The following is a 20,652-nucleotide window of genomic DNA, read 5'->3' as shown; positions in this document are numbered from 1 at the left end:
GCAACCTAAGGGGTCCAGAAGGTCCATTTCTTGACTTAAGCTGAGAACTTGCCCACTGTGAATCCCATGAATTTCCTCCTGTATGCTATATGCACTCTGATCTGGGGCTCCACTTGGCTCGTTATCACTTTTCAAGTCGACTCGGCCTCCCCAATTGCCTCGGTATTTTGGCGATTTGCCTTGGGTGCAGCTCTGCTATTCTCCTACTGCCTGATCACCCGAAAAAAGTTGAGTTACGGTAAGCAAGACCATCTGAATTTTCTGGCGATGGGGATCTTCATGTTTTCCATCAACTATATGTTGGTGTATTGGTCAGAAACGATGATCAGTTCCGGCATCGCTGCCATTTGTTTTACGGTCATCGTTCCTTACAATATGCTGGGAATGAAGATTTTCTTTAAGAAACCCATCACACCCAAAGTTGTTGCCGGATCTCTTTTGGGTGGAGCAGGTATCGCCCTGATATTTATGAACGAGATCACGGGCCTGCAAGCCAACCGCAATACCATTTTTGGATTGGTGCTGGGATTGATCGCAACTTTGTCAGCTTCCACTGGAAACATGCTTTCGCAACGATCCTATCGAAAAGCGGTGCCCGTGGTTATCTCAAACACCTGGGGCATGCTGTACGGAAGCATCTTTACTTTGATGGTCGGGTTGGTTTTGCAACATAGCTTCGCCATTCCCATGACGGCAAAGTACTTAAGCTCTTTGATGTATCTTTCATTATTTGGATCGGTGTTTGCGTTCGGAGCATACTTATTGCTTGCAGGACGAATTGGCGCCGAAAGAGCCGCCTATTCCGGTGTTGTCTCCCCGATTATTGCACTGACTCTTTCCAGCATGTATGAGGACTTTAAGTGGACTCCCTACATTGTCGCGGGAGTCGCACTTTGTCTTTTAGGAAATGTTTTAACTCTTTATTCGCCGAAACGAATTACCAAGTCGGCGGGTTGATTCCTGGAGGCAGGAAAAAAACACCTGTCTCAAACATCATACTGATAATTGAATCGGAAGTTTTTCTAAGGTCACGACCTTGAGGCGCACCATTATCAACGATAATCATGCCGTCATCGCTTCCTGAAATATAAGTATGCCCCGGAGAAATTCCCGAACCATTCATCAAGATAGCGCCGGTCATGGGTTTATACTTTGTCCCATCCCAGGCAATCCAGCCGGCCTTATACAGAGACATCGAAAAATTCACCACGGCCGCCGTACTGGACCAAATAAGCTTATTGCCTTTACTTGTGTTGAAGTCATCACTCACACGGTAACCCGCACGTTGATAAGCTTCTCGGACAAGTTCAGATTGAAATTCCGCACAAGGAACATTTGCAAAGCCATGGCGAACTGCTGTTTGTTGAACAGCGATGGACCAAGCTCCATTCAATGCCACTTTGCCGGTTTTCTCATAGTCCAGAGATGCCGCTTTTGCAGTTGTGGCATCCACCATCAGATAAGACTTGGGAGTTTCAATTTCACGGTTGGCGACTTTTCTAAGCTCTGCATAGATCGCATTCCACTTCGCACGATCTGCTGTGCTTAAGCTTGTGGGATCAACGCCCTTGTTGATTTTAGGAAAGCGCTTCGTCGAAGAAGTTGTGTAACTGAACTTCGGTTTGCCGGTGGTATTGTAATTTTTTAAGAAACCCTCTCCAGCTGCAGCGGGCTTTATCACCGCGAAGTTACCTTCAGCTCCTTGCAAACTTCCAACAATCGAAGCGAAGATAAAAAGTCCCCCTGAGGTTTTGTTCAGGGAATCAATTTTGCTTTGAGGAAATTGAGACGCAAACGAAGATGGGACCGATACGACTTTAATTGGGTAAATAAAGCCTGTGCTGGATCTGACAATCTTCCCATCGGAATCACGATAATCCAGATTCTTGGTGGAATAGTCCTCTGGAACCTCAATCTGAGTTCCCGCAGGAAGCTCCGCTTTGTTTTCCAGAATACTGTTACTTTCATAGCGAACACTCATCGCCTGATTTAACAATAGTTTTTGAGGAGCGACGGATTGACTATTATTTCCGCCCGGTACTTCATCCGTTACTGTCCCAGTTCCTGGGTCAACAATAGATGCCGTCTCATCGCCGGTTTCATCAATCGCCGTAAGGCCTTCATTACTTGGTCCGCAAGCCGTCATGGCCAGAACCAGAGACAACGTACCAAGGTAGATTACTGAACGAGGTGCAAGCATCTCAAATCCCTCCTAAGGTAGTTCCTGATCCCTTCGGAGTATTCACATTTAGAATTTAATGTTTTTTATTGCGCGCAGGGTTTTACCAGTCGTTCGTCGGAAACCGTCGGAATTCTGGGCGAAAAAAGATGAATGATGCTTGAATCAAAAAGTTACGTGTTTGTTTACGCGGTTCTGCGAATGATGTGATATCCAAAGCGCGTACGAATTGGTTTAGTCGTGGTTTGGCCCACTTTCAATGCGAAGGCGGCTTCCTCAAAATCAGGATCCAGACGGCCTTCTGAAAAAACACCTAAGTTTCCGCCATCAGCTGCGGACGAGCACTTTGAAAACTTGCGCGCAAGTTCCTCAAAATCTTTGCCATCTTTCAGGGATCGCAAAATATCATCGGCTTCGTAAGAGTGTTGCACCAATATATGGCTGACTTTGATTTTCATACTCCTAACTATGCCACAGCCTTTCACTAATTTCACTGTCCATTTTCCCACTGATCGCTATGATTGTTGTTCAATATCTTAATTGGAGGTTTTTATGATTAAGGCAAAAGCATTCGCCGCACCATCGGCCAAAGCTCCCCTTGCACCTTTTAGTTTCGAGCGCCGCGAACTTCGCGATAATGATGTTCATATTGAAATTCATTATTGCGGTGTTTGCCACTCTGACGTCCATCAGGTTCGTGACGAATGGGGCAAAGGAATGTTCCCGATGGTACCGGGTCATGAAATTGTCGGCAAAGTGACAGCTGTCGGATCAAAAGTTAAAAAATTCAACGTCGGTGATCTTGCCGGCGTCGGATGCATGGTGGACTCGTGCCTGGATTGCGCCTCTTGTAAAGAAGGCCTGGAGCAATTCTGCGAAAGAGGTTTCGTTGGCACCTACAATTCCAAAGAGAAAGATGGAACACCCACCTTCGGTGGTTATTCAACATCTATCGTGACTCGCGAAGAGTTCTGCCTTTCGATTCCCAAAAATCTGGATCTGGCGGCAGCCGCTCCTTTGTTGTGCGCGGGCATCACCACTTACTCCCCGCTTCGTCATTGGAATGTGACCAAAGGACAAAAAGTGGGCGTCGTTGGATTGGGCGGCTTGGGTCACATGGCTGTGAAACTTGCAAATGCCATGGGCGCAAACGTTGCAGTTTTCACGACTTCACCTTCAAAGGTTGATGACGCAAAACGCCTGGGTGCCCACGAGGTGATTATCTCCAAGGACATGGAGCAAATGAAAGCTCACATGGGTTCTTTTGATTTTATCATCGACACGGTGTCTGCTCCTCATGACTACAATCTTTACCTGAGCATGCTTCGTCGTGATGGAAATATGGTTCTGGTGGGTTTGCCAGACACTCCGCCGACTCTAGCGGCAGGCGCCCTGATTATGGGACGCCGAAAGCTTGGTGGCTCTTTGATTGGCGGCATCCAGGAAACTCAAGAGATGTTGGACTTCTGTGCAAAACACGGAATCGTGTCTGACATCGAAATGATTCCCGCTCAAAAAATCAACGAAGCCTATGAACGCATGATCAAAAGCGATGTGAAGTATCGCTTTGTGATCGACATGAAATCACTTGCTTAGACATTGCGACCGCAGCAAGCTAATGGGAATGAAACACCTTCGTTCTTTGCTTGTTGCGGTCCACATCCTGTTTTCCCTTCCAGCTTTTTCAGCAGACACATCCTTTCGCTGCCACGGCCGAGCATATGAGCAGGGCTTCTTTTTCAGATACAATATCGAAATTCACTCCCCCGGGCTTTCCCGCAGTCGACTGACCACAAGTTCCGGATACAGCGACTCTATGGACTATGGCTGGAGAGAGATTTCGACCCCTAACTATAACAAATTCGCCGTGGATTCCCCTTTTAATCAATATAAGGCGTTTCTAACCAAAGAAGGTCACAGTTTCAGCCTGATTTTGGTGGACTCCATCACCAGTGCCGTCGTGGAACCGCCTCCTTACGACCGCTTCGTTTGCATCACCGATCTGTGAATCCTCGAGTAAAATTGACAGGTTTTTCACTCTGTACTGCCCAAATTAACTAAATTTTTGTAAACCTCCGTCGATCATTCATTCAGATTTTTCGGAGGTTACTGTGAAGGCATTTTTCATTATCGCGGCGGTAGTTCTTGGTTCATCTTTCGCATCTGCGGGAGCGATGAAAGAAATCTCCATTATGACAACGGACAGTGTTCTTGAAACACTGGGTTTCGACGAAAGTATCGTGTCCATCGATCACAAGTTCACACAAGTAGAAGGTTATGATGTTGCGATCATTTCAGTTGCTCGTGCTAACTACAAAGTGAAAGGCGTAGCCCCTACTTTTGAATGCCTTACTGTCTTCAAGAAAAATTCTGACAACTGGTACGATATCGTTAAAACAGAGTGCGAAACTCTTAAGTAGGATTTATGAAACACGTTAGTATTTTCTTTGTTCTTTTGATTCTTGCAGTTGCCAACGCAAAAGCCGCAACATGCGAAGAAGTGGCTGCAACAACTCTTCCACTAAATGCCTCGCCAACAACATTGTTCGATTGCCAACCGGAACAAGAAGGCCAAAAGCCAATTTGTCTTGTAATCGCCAAAGTCGGAGACAACCAATATCTTTATCAGACGGTCCAAGACATGGTCGTGATCAACGCCGCAACTTCCAAATCAATTGATTTGAAAGGGCTTAGCGCCACGTACAGCACAACTCGCGAGAGCAAACGTATCACTTCAATCTACTGGCCAAATGCGAGCTTGTTGATTTTGGATTACTCTGCCCGCAAGGGCTTCTTTAAGGGCTATGAGATTCAAGAGAGCTATAGCTTCTCCTGCACCATCGAAAAATAGTCTAAATTTAAATACGAAAAAGGGAGCTGCGAAGCTCCCTTTTTTATTTCTAGATGTTCTTCTCTGATCGAGTGAAGTTTCTTAGCTGTGGCGCCGACTTTCCTTGCGCCTTCAAAGCTTCAGGGTTTCGCAGCTTGATTGGCATTTCGTTAAAGCCATGACGATCATAAAAACGCACGATAGTTTCGTCGCCCGTTTCTTTGGCGGCAGACACCGCAAGCTCCATCTTAAAAATCGTACGCTGAGCTGTAACAATCAGGGCCCCATTTTCGTAGGACCAAACTCCCTCACCGTTTCCAAGCTTATCCACTTGATAATAGAATTTGCCGTTATCAAACAACACGTAACGCATTGGATACTCGCTGTTTGTTTGCAGGACTTTTAGTTCATCGATTTTGCTTTCAGCCTGTGGCCAATCAGCGGCCGGATTTACAAACTTCCCATAAAAATCCGCGCCTCTTTGATGCGCGATCAGAGATCCTGATGGTGAGCAGGCCTGAAGTGCCAAGCCCAATACCGCTGCGATGATTGCCGTAACCAGATGTTTTTTCATTCCCTTATTTTATAAACTGATCCGTTAAGGTCAATGCCTATCCCCCTCTGGTCTGGGTCGTTGCAACACAAATGAGAGAGAGTGCTTTGAAGCTTGTCATGGGAACACTCTCACGCAATGATTCCCTCGAGGTTTTTATGAAATACTTTGCAGCGCTTATTGTGACTTCAATTCTTTCCTCTGTAGCACTTGCGGCTCCTTCACCTGACTTGATGACCTATCGCTGCTTTGGCAAATCGGCAGAGTTCTCATTCCAATGGCAGGTGACCTACAATCATGGAACATTATTCAAATCTCAATTGACGACGACATTCCCGGGAAATGATGTGCGCAAGAATCCTTGGAAGTCTGTCAGCTCCACAAAATTCAAGTTTGAAGTGGACTCTCCTTGGTCTCAGTACAGAACGTATATGTACCGCAACCGCGAAGTCAGTTTGGGTTTGGCGGTGGTGGATCCAACAACAAGTGCCGAACTCGACAACCCGCCTTACTCAGAATTTAAGTGTTATAAACACTAGAATTCCCTGTTTTTCCACAAGCCTGCTGCTAGCACCTACACAACTTTGAGGTATTCCAATGGAATATTAATTGGAGGTGGGTATGTTTGCTTCGGTACGTACATATCGTTTCAGCCCAGTGTATATTCAGGAGATTGGGGAAAAGTTGCAGCAAATGTTCGTCCCTTTGCTGGAGCAGATGGAAGGCTTTGTTTCCTATAGCTGGATTACCACCCCCGATGGCCAGGGCGTTGGGGTCTGCGTTTTCAGGGATGAGGACGGTCTCCGCGAGTCCATTCACCTGGCTGCCGAGTTTCGCAACGCCCACTTCAGCCATATTGGAATGACCACACCTGAGATAATCCTCGGCAAAGTGGGTGCTTATGGCAGCGTCAGTGAACAGATTATCCCGTCGAACACCAAAAATCGCGAAAATCGCCCCACACACTAACACTTACGCGCCGCGCTTTTGCCAACTCCAATGTCTTTTGATAAGTTTAGTTTTCCTAAAGTGGGGGGCTAGCTTAGTTGGTTAAAGCACGGTGCTCATAACACTGGGATCGGGGGTTCAAGTCCCTCGCCCCCTACCATCCTTCGCCCTGCGGGCTATGGCTTGGCAGGCCACTGATTTTCAAAGTTAATGCTATAGAAATTAAAAACACGCGAAGGATGTCCGCCGAAGCCTTGGCGAAGGCGGACGTTAAGCAATTAATCTTGAACCAAAGTTTTGAATCCGCCGTAAGCCATTTTTGAAGCATCAAATGGCATCGAGAAGTTTTCAGCACCAGGCATTTGACTGAACTCTTTGTGAACTTTTGCATTCACCTGTTTGCGGTGTGCTTTTGATTTAAATACGATAAAGGCAAAGATCACAGTTTCATTCTTCTTAACTTTGCACATCTGTGGAAAGTTCAAACTGTAAGGCGCTTTGGTATCGTCAGCTACACATTCAAAGTACGCCAGCGCCCCGTGCTTCATCCACGTTTTGCAGCCCATCTTGGCCATTTTTTTGTAAGCCGCAACTTTACCCTTTGGAATGGGAATTACAAATCCATCTACATATGAGCCCATAAATACTCCTTTTTATTTATTGTCTAAAACTTAAGATGCTTACGGAAGGTATTTTATGCAGCAATGCTTGCCGGCAATGAAGAAATGAGAAAGGGGGAGCAAACTCCCCTTGGTGATTAATAAAAATCAACAGATGTTGAAGTCGGAACCGAGCCACCTTGGAATTCTCCAGGCACACCATTTTGGTTCTGACCAAGACTTAGAACTCCGCCACTTAGTGAGGCCACATTATCCACGAACTTGTTGCTACTGTTTGGTAGCACCATTGAACTACAAGTCATCATGTAAGTAGATTTGGACATCCCATTATCAGACGCGCTCGGTGTACTTTGATATGGACTGCTTCCGCCGCAAGCCGTATTTACATTTGCTTGCACCGATGTGTTCCACGCCATCATTGCTGAAGATGTCACTGTAAATGCCAGTGGATACAATGCCCCTGTAGCTGAACCGATCGTGAAGGTTCCCGCTGATCTGTAATAGATCGCATAGCTAATGCAACTACCGCCGGTAAACCAGTACTGAGTGTGACTGAAAGATCCATCACCGTTCAACGTCAGATCAATTTTTGTTCGATTGGCACTACTCACGATTCCATCAGTAGCGGTGATGCAACCGCTCGTCCAAGTTTTTGCCAACCCTGCGTATGTAAAGCTCGAGCCCGTACTCGGACTTTCTTCCGTAGCTTCACATCCTGCCAAAGTTGAAGTTGCTAACGTGCCTACTAGAATCATCTTTACTAAAGGTTTCATCATAAACGTACCGCTCCCTTTATTTCATTCTTGTTTTGGTGGACATAGTACTTATCGGAACGTTAGTTTCTTCACATTAGCTCATCTCGAAATTATCATGTTTATACGGGTCCTTTACGCAACACTCGTTTCAATAAGAGACTTCATAATTTCAAGGTCTCAATAGGAGGCGGGCTATACTGAGATTACCCTCGGCGTCGAAGATGGTTGACGGTCCTTCGACGTCGTTATGTACTAAATCAAAAGTTGAAAGAAACATGACACAAGAACTTAGCACGCAAATAAAAAACGGGGTCGGAGTTCTAACACTCGATGCTCCTCGCAGTTTGAATTCATTGACCCTGAGCATGGTTGAGGGCCTTTGGGACATTTTGAATCAATGGCAGAATGATCCACAAATTAGCTGCGTGTTTCTGCAAGGATCTGGAGAAAAAGCATTCTGCGCCGGCGGTGACGTTCGTCGTCTTTACAATGCGATCATCGACGACAGAAATAACGGATCCAATCTGGCAACTGAAGCTTGCACTGATTTTTTCACCAAAGAGTATAAGGTCGATCATCTGATCCATCGCTTTAAAAAGCCGATCATCGTTTGGGGTGACGGCGTTGTGATGGGTGGTGGTATTGGATTATTTGCAGGTGCTTCTGACCGTATCGTCACAGAAAAAAGCAAACTTGCCATGCCCGAGGTCACTATCGGACTATTCCCCGATGTCGGCGGCAGTTGGTTTCTGAATAAAATGCCGGAAGGCTGGGGATACTATCTGGCACTTACAGGCGCCAGACTCAACGGGGCCGATGCCATCTATCTGAGCCTTGCCAATCACTATGTCCCTTCAACGGCCAAAGAAGATATCCTGACATCACTTCAAAAAATAAACTGGAGCGGAAATACCGCCCAGAATCGTGAGCTGGTTAAAAACACTCTTGCAGGTTTTTCCACATCTCCACCAACATCTGATCTGCATAAATTCGGATCAACAGTGAAACAATGGAGAAACGCCACATCAGCAACGGAGTATCGCGATCTTGTCACTAAAGCCGCACTAAATGAAGAGTGGTTCGCGGGCGGCCTTAAAACAATGAATGCCGGTTCACCAAGTTCCGTTAAGGTCATTTTCGAACAACTGCGCCGAACAGCAAATTACACTCTTGAAGAAGTCTTCCAATCAGAATTGAACCTGGCTGTGCAGTGCTGCCGCCATCCTGATTTTGCCGAAGGTGTACGCGCACTTTTGGTCGACAAGGATCAGAATCCAAAATGGAATCCGTCCACTCTGGATGAAGCTTCAAATGAATGGATTGAGGGCTACTTCAAGCCGCTTTGGAACAAAGACAATCATCCTCTGAAAGATCTATAAAGGGTTCAACTGTGTCACATCTTGAAAATTCCAGCCTTAAACGAATTGTTCTCACTGGCGCTCCTTCCAGCGGAAAAAGCTCTGTCATGAATGAACTTAAATCAATTTACGGCAATCAAGTGGCATTAATACCGGAAAGTGCTGTGGTGCTGTTAAGCGGGGGCTTCCCACCCCCACAGCATACGGAGCTGGCAGAGATCCGCGCGTTTCAAAACGCCATCGTGGAAGTCCAACGTGGATTGGAGTTCATCCTCCCTCATCAAAACCCCGAGGCAAAATTTATGGTTTTTGACCGGGGCACTCTGGATGGTGCGGGCTTCTGGCCCCCTGGCCCAGAGGACTATCTAAAACAGTTCGCAATCGATAAAAGTGCTGAGTATCGCAAGTTCACGGACGTCTTATTCCTTGAGCTACCAACACCTGAAATGTTTGGTGGAGTGAATGACAAAAGATTCCACAACTATCAGCAAAGTCTGCATAGCGAACAACAATTGGAAAAAGCTTGGAGCGGTCACCCAGGGTTTCAGAAAATTTCAGCCACACCAACTCTTCAGGAAAAGATTGATCTGGTTGCCGCGACTATTAAGAAAATTATCAGCCGTTAAGACTGGCCCATCCCTTGTGGATCATTTCAATAGCAAGGGAAGCCTGCAAGACTCCTAAGAACGCACCCAGAATCTGCAAAGTAACGAACACAGCCTTGCCTCTCAATTGACGAATAAAGAACATCGTTAGAAAGTTACATATCAAAACGGCACCAAGAGCTGCGAAAATCAAAAGAGTCCGCTGTGTATCTCTGCTTAATGCCAAGAGCATAATAAGAGTGCCTAGCCCATAAGCTGTTGTGATCATATTCAATACAACTGAAAAAGGATTTAGTTCTTTTTCCGGCTGAGGTCCCGTCTTTTGATTTGCAGAGGCAAACTTCAAAACCATCGGAAATGCAACAAATGCAAAAATGATTCCGTTGGTTATCTGCAAAATCGCTGAAGGGATATGCCACTTCTCCATCAGATTCTGCCCAACAAATCCAGCCACAATGAACAATGGAACTGCAAGAAAAGTAGATTTTACCGCAAGAGTGCGAACCTGCCCGGGTGCCAGTTGTGCAGTTGCAGAGGCAAACATCGGCAACAATCTAAGAGGGCCCATCATAATAAAAAACACAGTAAAGACCTGCAACACACCAACTTCGTAATTACCATCCATAGATCACCTCGCTAAACGATCAACCAGATCGTTGAACCAACTCCCAACAGAATTAAAACAAGAGTAAAAATCAAAACCGAACGGTGAGCGGGTTGATACTGAAAATTATTGATCGCAGTAGTTGCTGAATTATAACGAAACAAAGACCAGATCAGCATGGCGCTACCCAGTATCACCATGCCTAAACCAATATTCTTGGCGTCATTCAAGAACCCAATCCCACCAAATCGAGATATTGATTTATTATCCATCATAAACCAGCTGAACCGATTCATGGTGATTCCCAAGCTCACCAATGAAATACCCGTCCTCATATAAGCCAGATGAGTTCTTTCATTTGCAAGATGAGACCTTGCCGTCGCAAGACTGCTTCTATCTTCAGCCATGCTGGTGCGATTCTCCGCCATACTTGTGCGGTCCGACGCCATTGCGGTTCGCTGCTGAGCAAGGTCAGTCGATAGATCTTTCTTAGGCTCAATTTCCATCAGACCGACTCCTTGTTTCTATTCGCAGCTTCAAGGTCCCGCTCCATAAAGTAGCTTAAGAAGGTGCGTATTAACGCGATTGATGCCAGCATGCCGATTTCATCCCACGTGGGTGAAACAATCGTGGACACAACGTCGGCCGCCATCATGAACTCCAGGCCAAGTATGATCCATCTGGCAAAACCCAGCCAGATTCCCCGTCTTAAGAGGTCTCCTGTACTGCCAAAAATAGAAACTCTACAAAGTTTAAACGTAGCTTCAAGGGCGCCTACCGCCATCAAAAGAGCGGCAATAAATTCCAGGCATAACGAAATAATTTTTGTCCAATCGTGAACAAATTCTTCCAATCAGACCTTCCTTGCTAGCGCACCTCTCGAACTATACATCGAAATCCCAAATGCGAAGTCGAAGTGTCCACTGGCTGCGCCATTCGTGCCGATGGACGATAGCGTTTGCAATAATTGGGAGCACAAAGATGTGACCCACCCTTCATTACTTTTCTTGAAATCTTAATCTCCTGGCGAGGATCGAAACTCTCGGTTTCATTTGCTCCACGTGGATTCTTGGGAATACAACAAGCCTTGGGCTTTTCATCGGGATGTCTCGGGCTGTACCAAGCAGATGTCCATTCCCAGACATTTCCGATCATATCAAACAACCCATAGTCATTCGGCGGATAGCTACCCACCGGAGACGTTCCTTCAAAGCCGTCATCACCCAAATTCTGCCAAGGGAAAGTTCCTTGCCAGGTATTCGCCTGATGAATTCCGTTGGGAACCAATTCATCACCCCAGGCAAACTCTCGACCCTCATGGCCACCGTTCGCGGCGAATTCCCATTCTGCTTCCGTAGGAATTTCTTTGCCTGCCCAAAGGGAATACGCTTCGATGTCCTGCCAAGCCAAATGCACAACGGGATGATCCATACGATTACCAATTGAACTAGCCGGCCCTTGAGGCGAACGCCAGTTTGCTCCAGGTATGAACTGCCACCATTGATATGGATTTCTTAAATCCACGGGACCATCAGGTTTCACAAATACCACGGAAGCCGGCACCAGCATTTCAGGTGTTGCGCCGGGATACTGAGAAAGATCTGGAATCTTCTCACAGAAAGTTTTGTAACCAGTTGCCTGAACAAACTCCGCAAAGTCCCGGTTGGTGACCGCATATTGATCCATCCAGAATCCATCGACTTTTACTCTGTGTGCTGGAGCTTCTTCAGAATAGTGATGATCAGATCCCATCTTAAACAAACCACCAGGAATCCACACCATATTCGGAAAGGGAGCTTTTCGCTCCCCTTCCTCGTGGGTTTTTTCAACTTCAACTACTTGTGACACTGCTTAATCCTTAATGTGCACGGTGTTCTCCACCATCAGATTTCTTATCTTTGCCTCTGAATTGATTCTCCCGACCGGGTGACTTTTCGGTGACTGCCGATGCAACGGCATTCCCTTCTGAATCATTATGTGCATATCCCGCAGCATTCGACATTTTCTCTAAAATCTGATCAACCGTGAATGATGCCGCTTTTTGACGAGGTGGGAACTCCTCAAATGTCGCCATAAACTTTGACACCACTGATTGAGCAGCCATCAACATGAATGCCCGGCTTAAGTACCAATCCCAGTAAGTATTGGAAGTCACATCAGCTCTTTCATAGGGATCCGTGCGCAAATTGAAAAGTTTTGGAATACGCATTTTCACAAACGGCTCGCCCCAGACTTCCAAGGTACCTTTGCATCTTTGCTCAGCAAATACGGCTTTCCAGTTTCCGTAGCGTAAAGCCACCAGATCGCCATCGTCGCTCCAATAGATAAATCCTTTGCGAGGACTTTCTTTTTCCTTACCCGTCAAATAAGGTATCAAGTTGAAGCCATCGATGTGCACTTTAAAATTCTTCTCTCCGAAGTCGGCGCCTTTTTTCAGTCGTTCCACCACATCCATATCTCCGGCTGCAGCTAAAAACGTCGGCAACCAATCATGATGCTGAACCATTTCATTTGAAATGCTGCCCGCTTTGATTTTATTTGGCCAACGCACCATCATCGGAACACGGAAAGCACCTTCCCAGTTCGTATTCTTTTCACTTCTAAATGGCGTCATTGCACCATCCGGCCAAGTGTTCATATGAGGCCCATTGTCTGTGGTATACAGAACAATCGTCTCCTCAGTGATGTTCAAATCATCCAAGAGATTCAATACATCACCGACATTTTTATCGTGATCTATCATCGTATCATGATAGCGAGACTGATGCGGCCCTGCCTGGCCAATGCTTTCAGGCTTGGTATGAGTCCGACAATGCATATGAGTTGTGTTCAACCAAACAAACCACGGCTTGCCTTCATCATTTTGTTTGGAAATGAATTTTTTCGCTTCATCCACAAATTCATCATCGCAAGTTTCCATACGCAATTTTGTAAGTGGTCCTGTATCTTCAATAGTCTGCTTTCCAACTCGCCCCCAACGCTCGTGCTCGGTTGAATCGTCTTTGGTCGTCGCCTTACAACGCAACACGCCTCTCGGCAAAAGTTGTTTTCTGAATTCTTCATTTTTTGGATAGTCGATGTTCTCCGGCTCTTCTTCAGCGTTCAAATGATATAGATTTCCATAGAACTCATCGAAGCCGTGCACGGTCGGTAAAAATTCATTGCGATCACCGAAGTGATTTTTACCAAACTGACCTGTTGCGTACCCTAATGGTTTTAGCAGTTCAGCAATTGTTGGATCATCTTTCGAAAGACCAATCACAGATCCAGGCATGCCCACTTTGGTCAAACCCGTTCGGAAGCAGCTTTGCCCTGTCATGAACGATGCACGACCGGCAGTACAACTCTGCTCACCATAAGAATCAGTGAACAACATGCCTTCATGCGCAATACGGTCGATATTTGGAGTGTGATACCCCATCATCCCGCGACTGTAACAACTTAGATTGGATATACCGATATCATCACCCATGATGACCAAGATATTCGGTTTTGCCGACTTACCTTTACCATCGGATTTCCGTTCTTCTTTTTTCTCCGTCCCTGGTTTCACCATACTTTTCTCCTTCATAAATCATTTATGATCGTTTTGTTTTTGTTGTGCGATTTTGTCTGCGACTGGAAAAATCTGCTTCCAGTCGTTTTTCATACTTAGAACTTTAAATCCAAATTTCTTAGCGGCGTTCAAAGACGCATTGTCTTTCTCGCTGTAGGCGGCCTCACGTTCTGCATCGTCGTGATTCACCATAATTTGAAAGTTCGGAAGGGAACTTTCACTTGAGAATCTTAAATGCTCGATGTCGCCACCGTTCCGTTCGTTCCCTACAGAAATAATGGGCCGCTTGCCAATGTGGCGAACAATACCGACGGGCTTACCGCCTTTATCATTTAACAGTCCCAATTGCGCCGTTCGCATAACTTGCAGTCGGCCGTTCTTTTCCTCCGTTTTATCCACAAAGAAGGAACCAATAATATTTTGAGTCGGAATGCCGTATATTTCAGGAACCACTTGGCGCATGAACGCAATCTCCCCACCGGAGCTTATGAATATCTGAAAGTTGTTTTCGCGCAAATATGCCAGTAGCTCTAGCATGGGTTGATAAACTGCCTGCGTGTACGGAACATGAAGTTTTGGATGTCTGGCCTCTTTAAAAAACTCCCTGACTTGCTTGCCGAATTCCTCTTCACTCATTCCGGAATGAGTTTTAGCGACAATGTCCAGAATCTGTTTTTGTGTAAGCTTCACGTCCGCGCCGGCTGCCTTGGCTAGTAATGATTTGTAGGGCTCTTGCTTTTTCAGCGCTGGATTGGCTGCTAGAATTTCCTTCATTCTAAATTTTGTGAACTCAAGTTCGATCGTGGGCACTTCGCTCCACAGCGTGCCATCGTTATCAAAAGTTGCGATACGATCTTCGGGCTTCACAAAACGCGAACCATTTTCTTTGGTTACATCGTTAACGAAACTTATAATTTCTTTTTTTATATTTCCCTCATTCCATGAAGGCAAAGGATCTGCGGCCTGAACCAGCCCCATCCACAGAAACACAACCAAGTACACGGCGTACTTCATTTAAAACTCCTCAATGAAATAATTGATGTGATGCATAGAAATGGTAAATTTTTGAACAATTTGAGGAAATTTAAATCCTGTTTATATGTGATCAATCATCTGGCCACACGAATGGGCTCTAGCTTAGCAAAACAAATCAAGAGCATCCTCTTACTCAAATGCACGAAATCACTCCCGACTTATGAAATTATCCCTGATTAAACAAACACTCTGCTCTGAAACAATTGTTTGTCGTTTTTCGGCGAAATTGTGGCCATAGGATTTGTCTATTATGCCAATAGGTTTAATCAATTTTACTAATTGCCCTATAACACGAAAAATAGACGTCACCTAACTAACAACATTTGAACGATACAAAGGAGACATATCGTGTTTAAAAAACCATTTCTGGGCGTTGCATTGCTATCCATGGCATTGACTGCCGGAGCAGCATTCGCTCAGGGCAAAGACGCTGTTGAAAAAGCCCCGGACAATAAATTCTGGTGGCCTGAAAGACTGGACCTTGCACCACTTCGTCAACATGCAACTGAATCCGATCCAATGGACAAAGGATTCGACTACGCAAAAGAATTCAAAACTTTGAATCTAGCGGAAGTAAAAAAAGACATTTCCAAAGTTCTAACTACATCTCAAGACTGGTGGCCTGCAGATTACGGTCACTACGGTCCTTTCTTTATTCGTATGGCCTGGCACAGTGCCGGTACATACCGTACTGCTGACGGTCGCGGCGGTGGCGGCAGCGGACAACAACGTTTCGAACCGTTGAACAGCTGGCCTGATAATGCCAACCTTGATAAAGCACGCCGCCTTCTGTGGCCTGTAAAACAAAAATATGGCAAAAAACTTTCCTGGGCTGACCTGATGATCCTGACTGGAAACGTATCTTTGGAATCCATGGGCTTCAAAACAATCGGCTTCGCCGGTGGTCGTGAAGATCAATGGGAACCAGATTTGGTTTTCTGGGGAACTGAAACAAAATGGATGGGTGGCGATCAACGTCGCACAGGAGATGGCAAACTTGGTAAAAAACCAGTTGCAGCCATGCAGATGGGTTTGATCTATGTGAATCCTGAAGGTCCAAACGGAAAACCAGATCCAATCGCTGCAGCAGCAGATATTCGTCAGGCTTTCGGTCGCATGGCCATGGATGACGAGGAAATCGTAGCTTTGATCGCCGGTGGACACTCCTTCGGTAAAGCTCATGGTGCTCACAAACCTGAACATTGCGTCGGCGCAGATCCATCTGCCGCACCAACTGAACAACAAGGACTAGGCTGGAAAAACAAATGCGGCACTGGTGTTGGTAAAGATGCTGTAACCAGCGGCCTTGAGGGTGCATGGACTCCAACTCCAACTCACTTCTCAATGATGTTCCTGGCGAACCTTTTCCAATTTGATTGGGAACAAACGAAGAGTCCGGCTGGAGCGATTCAGTGGATCCCTAAAAAAGGTGCTGGCGCAGGAATGGTTCCAGACGCTCACGATCCAAACAAGCGTCATGCTCCAATCATGTTTACAACAGATCTATCATTGAAAATGGATCCGGCGTTTAACAAGATTTCCAAAAAATTCCTAGATAACCCAAAAGAATTTGAAGCTGCCTTCGGTCGTGCTTGGTTCAAGCTTACTCACCGTGATATGGGTCCTCGTGCCCGTTACATCGGTGCTGAAGCTCCTAAAGAAATTTTCACTTGGCAAGATCCTCTTCCAGCAGCGACTTACAAAAAATTGTCTGCTTCAGATGTTTCTGCTTTGAAAAAGAAAATCTCCGCCTCTGGCATCAAAAACTCTGATTTGGTACGTACAGCTTGGGCTTCTGCGGCTTACTATCGTGGAACTGACATGCGTGGTGGTGCAAACGGTGCCCGTCTTCGTCTGTCTCCAATGAAAGATTGGAAAGTTAACACTCCAGCTGAACTTGCTCCAATTCTTGCCAAATATGAGTCTATCCAAAAAGACTTCACTAAAGGGGGCAAGAAAGTTTCTGTAGCGGATCTAATCGTACTTGGCGGTAACGTGGGTATCGAACAAGCTGCGAAAGCTGGTGGCATGAACGTAACTGTTCCATTCCAATCCGGCCGCGTGGATGCGACTCAAGAGCAAACTGATGCAGCTTCTTTCGCAAATCTTGAACCAAGAGCGGATGCATTCCGTAACTTCTATGGCGAAGGCAATTACCTTTCTCCTGCAGAAGCACTCGTTGATCGTGCGAATCTTCTGACTTTGACTGTTCCGGAAATGACAGTACTTGTTGGCGGTTTGCGTGTTCTTGATATCAACTATGATCACTCCAAAAATGGTGTGTTCACGGCGAAGCCAGGAACTTTAAGCACAGACTTCTTTGTGAACTTGATGGATATGTCAGTAAAATGGCAAAAATCATCCACTGAGGGACTTTATGAAGGTCTTGATCGCAAAACAAATGCGGTTAAATGGACGGCAACTCCAGTGGACTTGGTCTTCGGCTCCCACTCTGAACTACGTGCGGTTGCTGAAGTTTACGCAGCTAACGATGGCAAACAGAAGTTTGCTAAAGACTTTGTGACTGCATGGAACAAAGTTATGAACTTGGATCGCTTTGACTTGAAATAATTCAGTCCGGATATTCAACTTCTTCAAAATGCCTTCGATTTATAGTCGGAGGCATTTTTTTTTGCCAAAATCAGTCTTCTGGAAATTTGATGGGAATGGCTTTCCTATTTTCATCAATGGCGACCAAAGTGAAAATCCCCGTCATGGATTTTGTACGCTTATCGCTATACATATCCTCGCAGTAAGTATCCACGGTCACTTCCAGACTGGTCGTGCCTATTTTACTTACATAGGCATCCAACTCAACGATTGTGCCTGCGGGAATTGGGATATTGAAATTCACCCGATCACTACTGACGGTCACATACTTTTGCCGTGAAAATCGAGTGGCAGCGATGAACGCTATTTCGTCCATCCAATTCAATGCAAGGCCACCATAAAGTGTATTGTAGTGATTGGTCTCTCCTGGAAAGACCGTTTTAAAGACGTGCGTGCGCGATGAACTCTTGCGAGTTTCGATATCCATAATTCCTCCGCGGGATAAATTGTTTCACCAGCAGGGATCGGACTTCCTAAAATAGGTTACCGTTGCGGGACAGTGTCAGAATGGTTTCCGTTAAAGAAACTTCACTGAACTTCACCTGAACTGGATGCACGCAACATATACGGCAAAAGAATTGGACGCAACTTTATCCCCAATTAAGTACAACTAAAATAGTGGTTCCGAACGGTCACCGTATTCATAAAGAATACGGTTTTTTTTACTAACATCTGATAACCGTATCCAATTTCATATTCAGAAGTATCCTATTATCAGGAGGCTCAATTGTCAGAAGACATTAGCAAGTATACGGATTACAGAGACTTTCTTAAGGATAGGTACAAGGATGCCAAACTAAAGAAAGTAACTTTCTCTCTACAGTATTGCGCCACTCAACTCCAGGTCTCAAAGACCTTCGTTAAGTTCGTCTTCGACAAAAAACGACACTTTACCTTCGGCACACTCCCGTTGGTATGGGATCTTTTTAAGCTAACCCCTAGAGAGCAAATTCAGCTGACTTTCCTATTCTGCCACACCGTCGCCGAAGACGTGGCGCTGAAATCCCACTTTAAAGCTGTTCTGAATGGCATCGAGAATAATCTGATACAAGTCGAGTAGTCGAAGTTCAGGAACCAAAGGCATAAAAAAAGGGCTCCCATCAGGAGCCCTTTTTAATTTCTGCATTTAGTAATTTGCACTCCGACTTCGTCGGAGTATTTCAGATCTAGCTGTCTACGAAAGCTTTCAACTTGTTGCTGCGAGAAGGATGACGAAGCTTACGAAGAGCTTTCGCCTCGATCTGACGGATACGCTCACGAGTAACGTTGAAGTCCTGACCTACTTCTTCCAAAGTATGATCGGCTTCTTCACCGATACCGAAACGCATACGAAGAACTTTTTCTTCTCTCGGAGTCAAAGTCGCAAGAACACGGCGAGTTTGTTCCGCCAAGTTCAGGTTAACAATCGCCTCTGCAGGGTTGATAACCTTTTTGTCCTCGATAAAGTCGCCCAAGTGCGAATCTTCTTCTTCACCTACTGGTGTTTCCAAAGAAATCGGCTCTTTCGCGATTTTAAGAACTTTACGAACTTTATCCACTGGCATGTCCATTTTATCTGCGATCTCTTCAGGGGTTGGCTCACGGCCAAGCTCTTGAATCAAGTAACGAGATGTACGAACAAGCTTATTGATAGTTTCAATCATGTGAACAGGGATACGGATCGTACGCGCCTGATCGGCAATAGCACGAGTGATCGCCTGACGGATCCACCAAGTCGCATATGTCGAGAATTTGTAACCACGACGATATTCGAACTTATCAACCGCTTTCATCAAACCGATGTTACCTTCCTGGATTAGATCCAGGAATTGAAGACCGCGGTTCGTGTACTTCTTAGCGATAGATACAACTAGACGTAGATTCGCTTCAACCAATTCAGATTTCGCTGCATCGGCCTCACGCTCACCTTTCCAGATAGCTGTGTATGTTTCCTTAACCCATGTGTGATTCATCTCAGTTTCAGAATCCAAACGTTTAATACGGATTTCTGCTTCCTGAGCTTGCAACACATAAGATCTGAATTTTTGATAGTTAAGACCTGTATCACGAGTCATGCGTGTCAGTTCTTTTTCGTTGCTCTCAACCAGCTTCATACGCTCAGTCATGGAAACAACGTCTTTGGAGAACGTACGCTCAACACCGTCTTTGATACGACGACGTAGAGTACCGATACGGTTCACCAAGTTTTTGAACTTGATCACAACACGGTTGATCGTTTTACGGTTGAAGTTCACAGATTCGAACACAGCCATCAAAGTGTCATTCATCGCAACGAGTTCTTTCATTGCAGCCTGACGAGCTGGTGTGTTTGTTTCTTCTCTACGAAGAACTTCGAATTGTTTTACAGAAGCCTTTTGGTACTCCGTAACTTTACCGATCAATTCGTGAATTTTATCGATGTATTCCTTTTCATCGTATTGAGTTTCTTCGTCCTCAAGACCACGGAAGATCGATTTAACCTTGATACGGCCTTCATCAAGACGCTTACCAAGTTGAATGATCTCGTAAGTACCCAGAGGTGACAAAAGGATCGCACGAACGATTTCACGCTCCCCTTTTTCAATACGACGAGCAATCTCAACCTCACCCTCACGAGTTAGTAGAGATACGGAACCCATTTTACGCAAATACAAGCGAACGGGGTCATTACCCTTAACGTCTTCGCTTTCTGCTTTTTCTTCTTCATCTACTTCTTCGTCCTCAGAATCAGGGCTTTCCAGGAAGTTTCCTTCGCCCTCTTCGTCTTTCGAAGTTTCAGACAAGTCTGAAATAACTACACCCGCGGCCTCTAGGCCATGCATGAACTGATCCAATGCAGCTGGGGCAATAACTTCAGGTGGAAGAAGGTCGTTGATCTCTTCGATCGTCAACGCACCCTTTTCCTTCGCAAGCTTCAGGAATTTCTGGATTTCTTCTTTAACCAGAGCTTCCTGTTCCTGCAAAGAAAGAACCTTAACAGGCTCTTTCTCTTGTTTGTTTGGTAGGTTTTGTTTCATCAA

The 20,652-nt window shown here is 45.6% G+C and carries 24 protein-coding genes and 1 tRNA gene; 12 read left to right on the top strand and 13 right to left on the bottom strand.

Annotated features, from left to right (window positions below; translation table 11 throughout):
• The first annotated feature begins 66 nt into the window (after positions 1-66).
• Complete coding sequence (locus AAAA73_RS11235) at positions 67-957, top strand: DMT family transporter (protein WP_340598403.1); 891 nt, start codon at positions 67-69, stop codon at positions 955-957.
• Here the strand turns inward: AAAA73_RS11235 and AAAA73_RS11230 are convergent.
• Positions 938-2,200, bottom strand: coding sequence for a hypothetical protein (locus tag AAAA73_RS11230; protein ID WP_340598401.1), 1,263 nt, complete (start codon positions 2,198-2,200; stop codon positions 938-940). The genes AAAA73_RS11235 and AAAA73_RS11230 overlap by 20 nt on opposite strands.
• A 164-nt stretch (positions 2,201-2,364) precedes the next feature.
• Positions 2,365-2,637 (bottom strand): peptidylprolyl isomerase, encoded by a 273-nt coding sequence (locus AAAA73_RS11225; protein WP_340598400.1) that lies wholly within the window; start codon positions 2,635-2,637, stop codon positions 2,365-2,367.
• A gap of 94 nt (positions 2,638-2,731) precedes the next feature.
• Here AAAA73_RS11225 and AAAA73_RS11220 point away from each other — a divergent pair, with 94 nt between their 5' ends.
• The 4 genes from AAAA73_RS11220 to AAAA73_RS11205 all read left to right on the top strand — a co-directional run bounded on the left by AAAA73_RS11220 (position 2,732) and on the right by AAAA73_RS11205 (position 5,030).
• A complete protein-coding gene (locus AAAA73_RS11220) occupies positions 2,732-3,775 on the top strand; it encodes an NAD(P)-dependent alcohol dehydrogenase (RefSeq protein WP_340598399.1) in 1,044 nt (347 codons plus the stop codon).
• A gap of 28 nt (positions 3,776-3,803) precedes the next feature.
• Positions 3,804-4,187: a hypothetical protein gene (locus tag AAAA73_RS11215; protein ID WP_340598398.1), complete on the top strand. Its 384-nt coding sequence runs from the start codon at positions 3,804-3,806 to the stop codon at positions 4,185-4,187.
• Between the two features lie 103 nt (positions 4,188-4,290).
• Positions 4,291-4,599, top strand: a complete 309-nt coding sequence (locus AAAA73_RS11210; RefSeq protein ID WP_340598397.1) for a hypothetical protein — start codon at positions 4,291-4,293, stop codon at positions 4,597-4,599.
• Positions 4,600-4,604: 5 nt separating this feature from the next.
• Positions 4,605-5,030: a hypothetical protein gene (locus AAAA73_RS11205; RefSeq protein WP_340598396.1), complete on the top strand. Its 426-nt coding sequence runs from the start codon at positions 4,605-4,607 to the stop codon at positions 5,028-5,030.
• 49 nt (positions 5,031-5,079) lie between these two features.
• Here the strand turns inward: AAAA73_RS11205 and AAAA73_RS11200 are convergent, their stop codons facing one another.
• Positions 5,080-5,583 carry a transposase gene (locus tag AAAA73_RS11200; RefSeq protein WP_340598395.1) on the bottom strand — a complete coding sequence of 168 codons (504 nt, stop codon included), beginning with the start codon at positions 5,581-5,583 and terminating at the stop codon, positions 5,080-5,082.
• Positions 5,584-5,720: 137 nt separating this feature from the next.
• On the opposite strand from AAAA73_RS11200, the gene AAAA73_RS11195 reads away from it, so the two are divergent.
• The 3 genes from AAAA73_RS11195 (at position 5,721) to AAAA73_RS11185 (ending at position 6,670) form a co-directional block, all read left to right on the top strand.
• Complete coding sequence (locus AAAA73_RS11195) at positions 5,721-6,101, top strand: hypothetical protein (RefSeq protein WP_340598394.1); 381 nt, start codon at positions 5,721-5,723, stop codon at positions 6,099-6,101.
• An 82-nt stretch (positions 6,102-6,183) separates the two neighbouring features.
• On the top strand, positions 6,184-6,531 hold the full coding sequence (locus AAAA73_RS11190) for a hypothetical protein (protein ID WP_340598393.1): 348 nt from the start codon (positions 6,184-6,186) through the stop codon (positions 6,529-6,531).
• A 62-nt stretch (positions 6,532-6,593) separates the two neighbouring features.
• Positions 6,594-6,670 (top strand) — tRNA-Met (locus AAAA73_RS11185).
• Positions 6,671-6,788: 118 nt separating this feature from the next.
• Here the strand turns inward: AAAA73_RS11185 and AAAA73_RS11180 are convergent.
• Both AAAA73_RS11180 and AAAA73_RS11175 read right to left on the bottom strand, forming a co-directional pair.
• Positions 6,789-7,151, bottom strand: coding sequence for a DUF1428 domain-containing protein (locus AAAA73_RS11180; protein WP_340598391.1), 363 nt, complete (start codon positions 7,149-7,151; stop codon positions 6,789-6,791).
• Positions 7,152-7,267: 116 nt separating this feature from the next.
• Complete coding sequence (locus tag AAAA73_RS11175) at positions 7,268-7,906, bottom strand: hypothetical protein (RefSeq protein ID WP_340598390.1); 639 nt, start codon at positions 7,904-7,906, stop codon at positions 7,268-7,270.
• 254 nt (positions 7,907-8,160) lie between these two features.
• Here AAAA73_RS11175 and AAAA73_RS11170 point away from each other — a divergent pair, with 254 nt between their 5' ends.
• Together AAAA73_RS11170 and AAAA73_RS11165 are read left to right on the top strand one after the other, a co-directional pair.
• Entirely contained in the window at positions 8,161-9,264 is a 1,104-nt protein-coding gene (locus AAAA73_RS11170) for an enoyl-CoA hydratase/isomerase family protein (RefSeq protein WP_340598389.1), read from the top strand.
• 11 nt (positions 9,265-9,275) lie between these two features.
• A complete protein-coding gene (locus tag AAAA73_RS11165; protein WP_340598388.1) occupies positions 9,276-9,869 on the top strand; it encodes an ATP/GTP-binding protein in 594 nt (197 codons plus the stop codon).
• On the opposite strand, the gene AAAA73_RS11160 is transcribed toward AAAA73_RS11165, so the two are convergent.
• The 6 genes from AAAA73_RS11160 to AAAA73_RS11135 form a co-directional block, all read right to left on the bottom strand.
• A complete protein-coding gene (locus tag AAAA73_RS11160) occupies positions 9,859-10,473 on the bottom strand; it encodes a MarC family protein (protein WP_340598387.1) in 615 nt (204 codons plus the stop codon). The genes AAAA73_RS11165 and AAAA73_RS11160 overlap by 11 nt on opposite strands.
• An 11-nt stretch (positions 10,474-10,484) precedes the next feature.
• Positions 10,485-10,958, bottom strand: a complete 474-nt coding sequence (locus AAAA73_RS11155; protein ID WP_340598386.1) for a YidH family protein — start codon at positions 10,956-10,958, stop codon at positions 10,485-10,487.
• Positions 10,958-11,305: a DUF1622 domain-containing protein gene (locus AAAA73_RS11150; protein ID WP_340598385.1), complete on the bottom strand. Its 348-nt coding sequence runs from the start codon at positions 11,303-11,305 to the stop codon at positions 10,958-10,960. The genes AAAA73_RS11155 and AAAA73_RS11150 overlap by 1 nt, the downstream gene beginning before the upstream one ends.
• Positions 11,306-11,319: 14 nt before the next feature.
• Positions 11,320-12,234 (bottom strand): formylglycine-generating enzyme family protein, encoded by a 915-nt coding sequence (locus tag AAAA73_RS11145; RefSeq protein ID WP_445292042.1) that lies wholly within the window; start codon positions 12,232-12,234, stop codon positions 11,320-11,322.
• 76 nt (positions 12,235-12,310) lie between these two features.
• A complete protein-coding gene (locus tag AAAA73_RS11140; RefSeq protein ID WP_445292041.1) occupies positions 12,311-13,924 on the bottom strand; it encodes an arylsulfatase in 1,614 nt (537 codons plus the stop codon).
• Positions 13,925-14,026: 102 nt separating this feature from the next.
• Positions 14,027-15,022 (bottom strand): HAD family hydrolase, encoded by a 996-nt coding sequence (locus tag AAAA73_RS11135; protein WP_340598381.1) that lies wholly within the window; start codon positions 15,020-15,022, stop codon positions 14,027-14,029.
• Between the two features lie 408 nt (positions 15,023-15,430).
• Between AAAA73_RS11135 and katG the strand changes: the two genes are divergently transcribed.
• Positions 15,431-17,614, top strand: coding sequence for a catalase/peroxidase HPI (gene katG / locus AAAA73_RS11130; RefSeq protein ID WP_445292040.1), 2,184 nt, complete (start codon positions 15,431-15,433; stop codon positions 17,612-17,614).
• 70 nt (positions 17,615-17,684) lie between these two features.
• On the opposite strand, the gene AAAA73_RS11125 is transcribed toward katG, so the two are convergent.
• The gene (locus AAAA73_RS11125; RefSeq protein ID WP_340598379.1) at positions 17,685-18,080 is read right to left on the bottom strand and encodes an acyl-CoA thioesterase; all 396 of its coding nucleotides are present in this window, start codon (positions 18,078-18,080) and stop codon (positions 17,685-17,687) included.
• 300 nt (positions 18,081-18,380) lie between these two features.
• On the opposite strand from AAAA73_RS11125, the gene AAAA73_RS11120 reads away from it, so the two are divergent.
• Positions 18,381-18,713 carry a hypothetical protein gene (locus AAAA73_RS11120; protein ID WP_340598378.1) on the top strand — a complete coding sequence of 111 codons (333 nt, stop codon included), beginning with the start codon at positions 18,381-18,383 and terminating at the stop codon, positions 18,711-18,713.
• Positions 18,714-18,819: 106 nt separating this feature from the next.
• Here the strand turns inward: AAAA73_RS11120 and rpoD are convergent, their stop codons facing one another.
• Entirely contained in the window at positions 18,820-20,649 is a 1,830-nt protein-coding gene (gene rpoD / locus AAAA73_RS11115; protein ID WP_340598377.1) for an RNA polymerase sigma factor RpoD, read from the bottom strand.
• Between the last annotated feature and the right edge of the window lie 3 nt (positions 20,650-20,652).

Origin of the sequence: Bdellovibrio sp. GT3 (assembly GCF_037996765.1) — a bacterium.
Classification (GTDB): domain Bacteria; phylum Bdellovibrionota; class Bdellovibrionia; order Bdellovibrionales; family Bdellovibrionaceae; genus Bdellovibrio.
The sequence above is the reverse complement of the archived record's forward strand: the minus strand, read 5'-3'. Positions and strand labels throughout refer to the sequence as shown.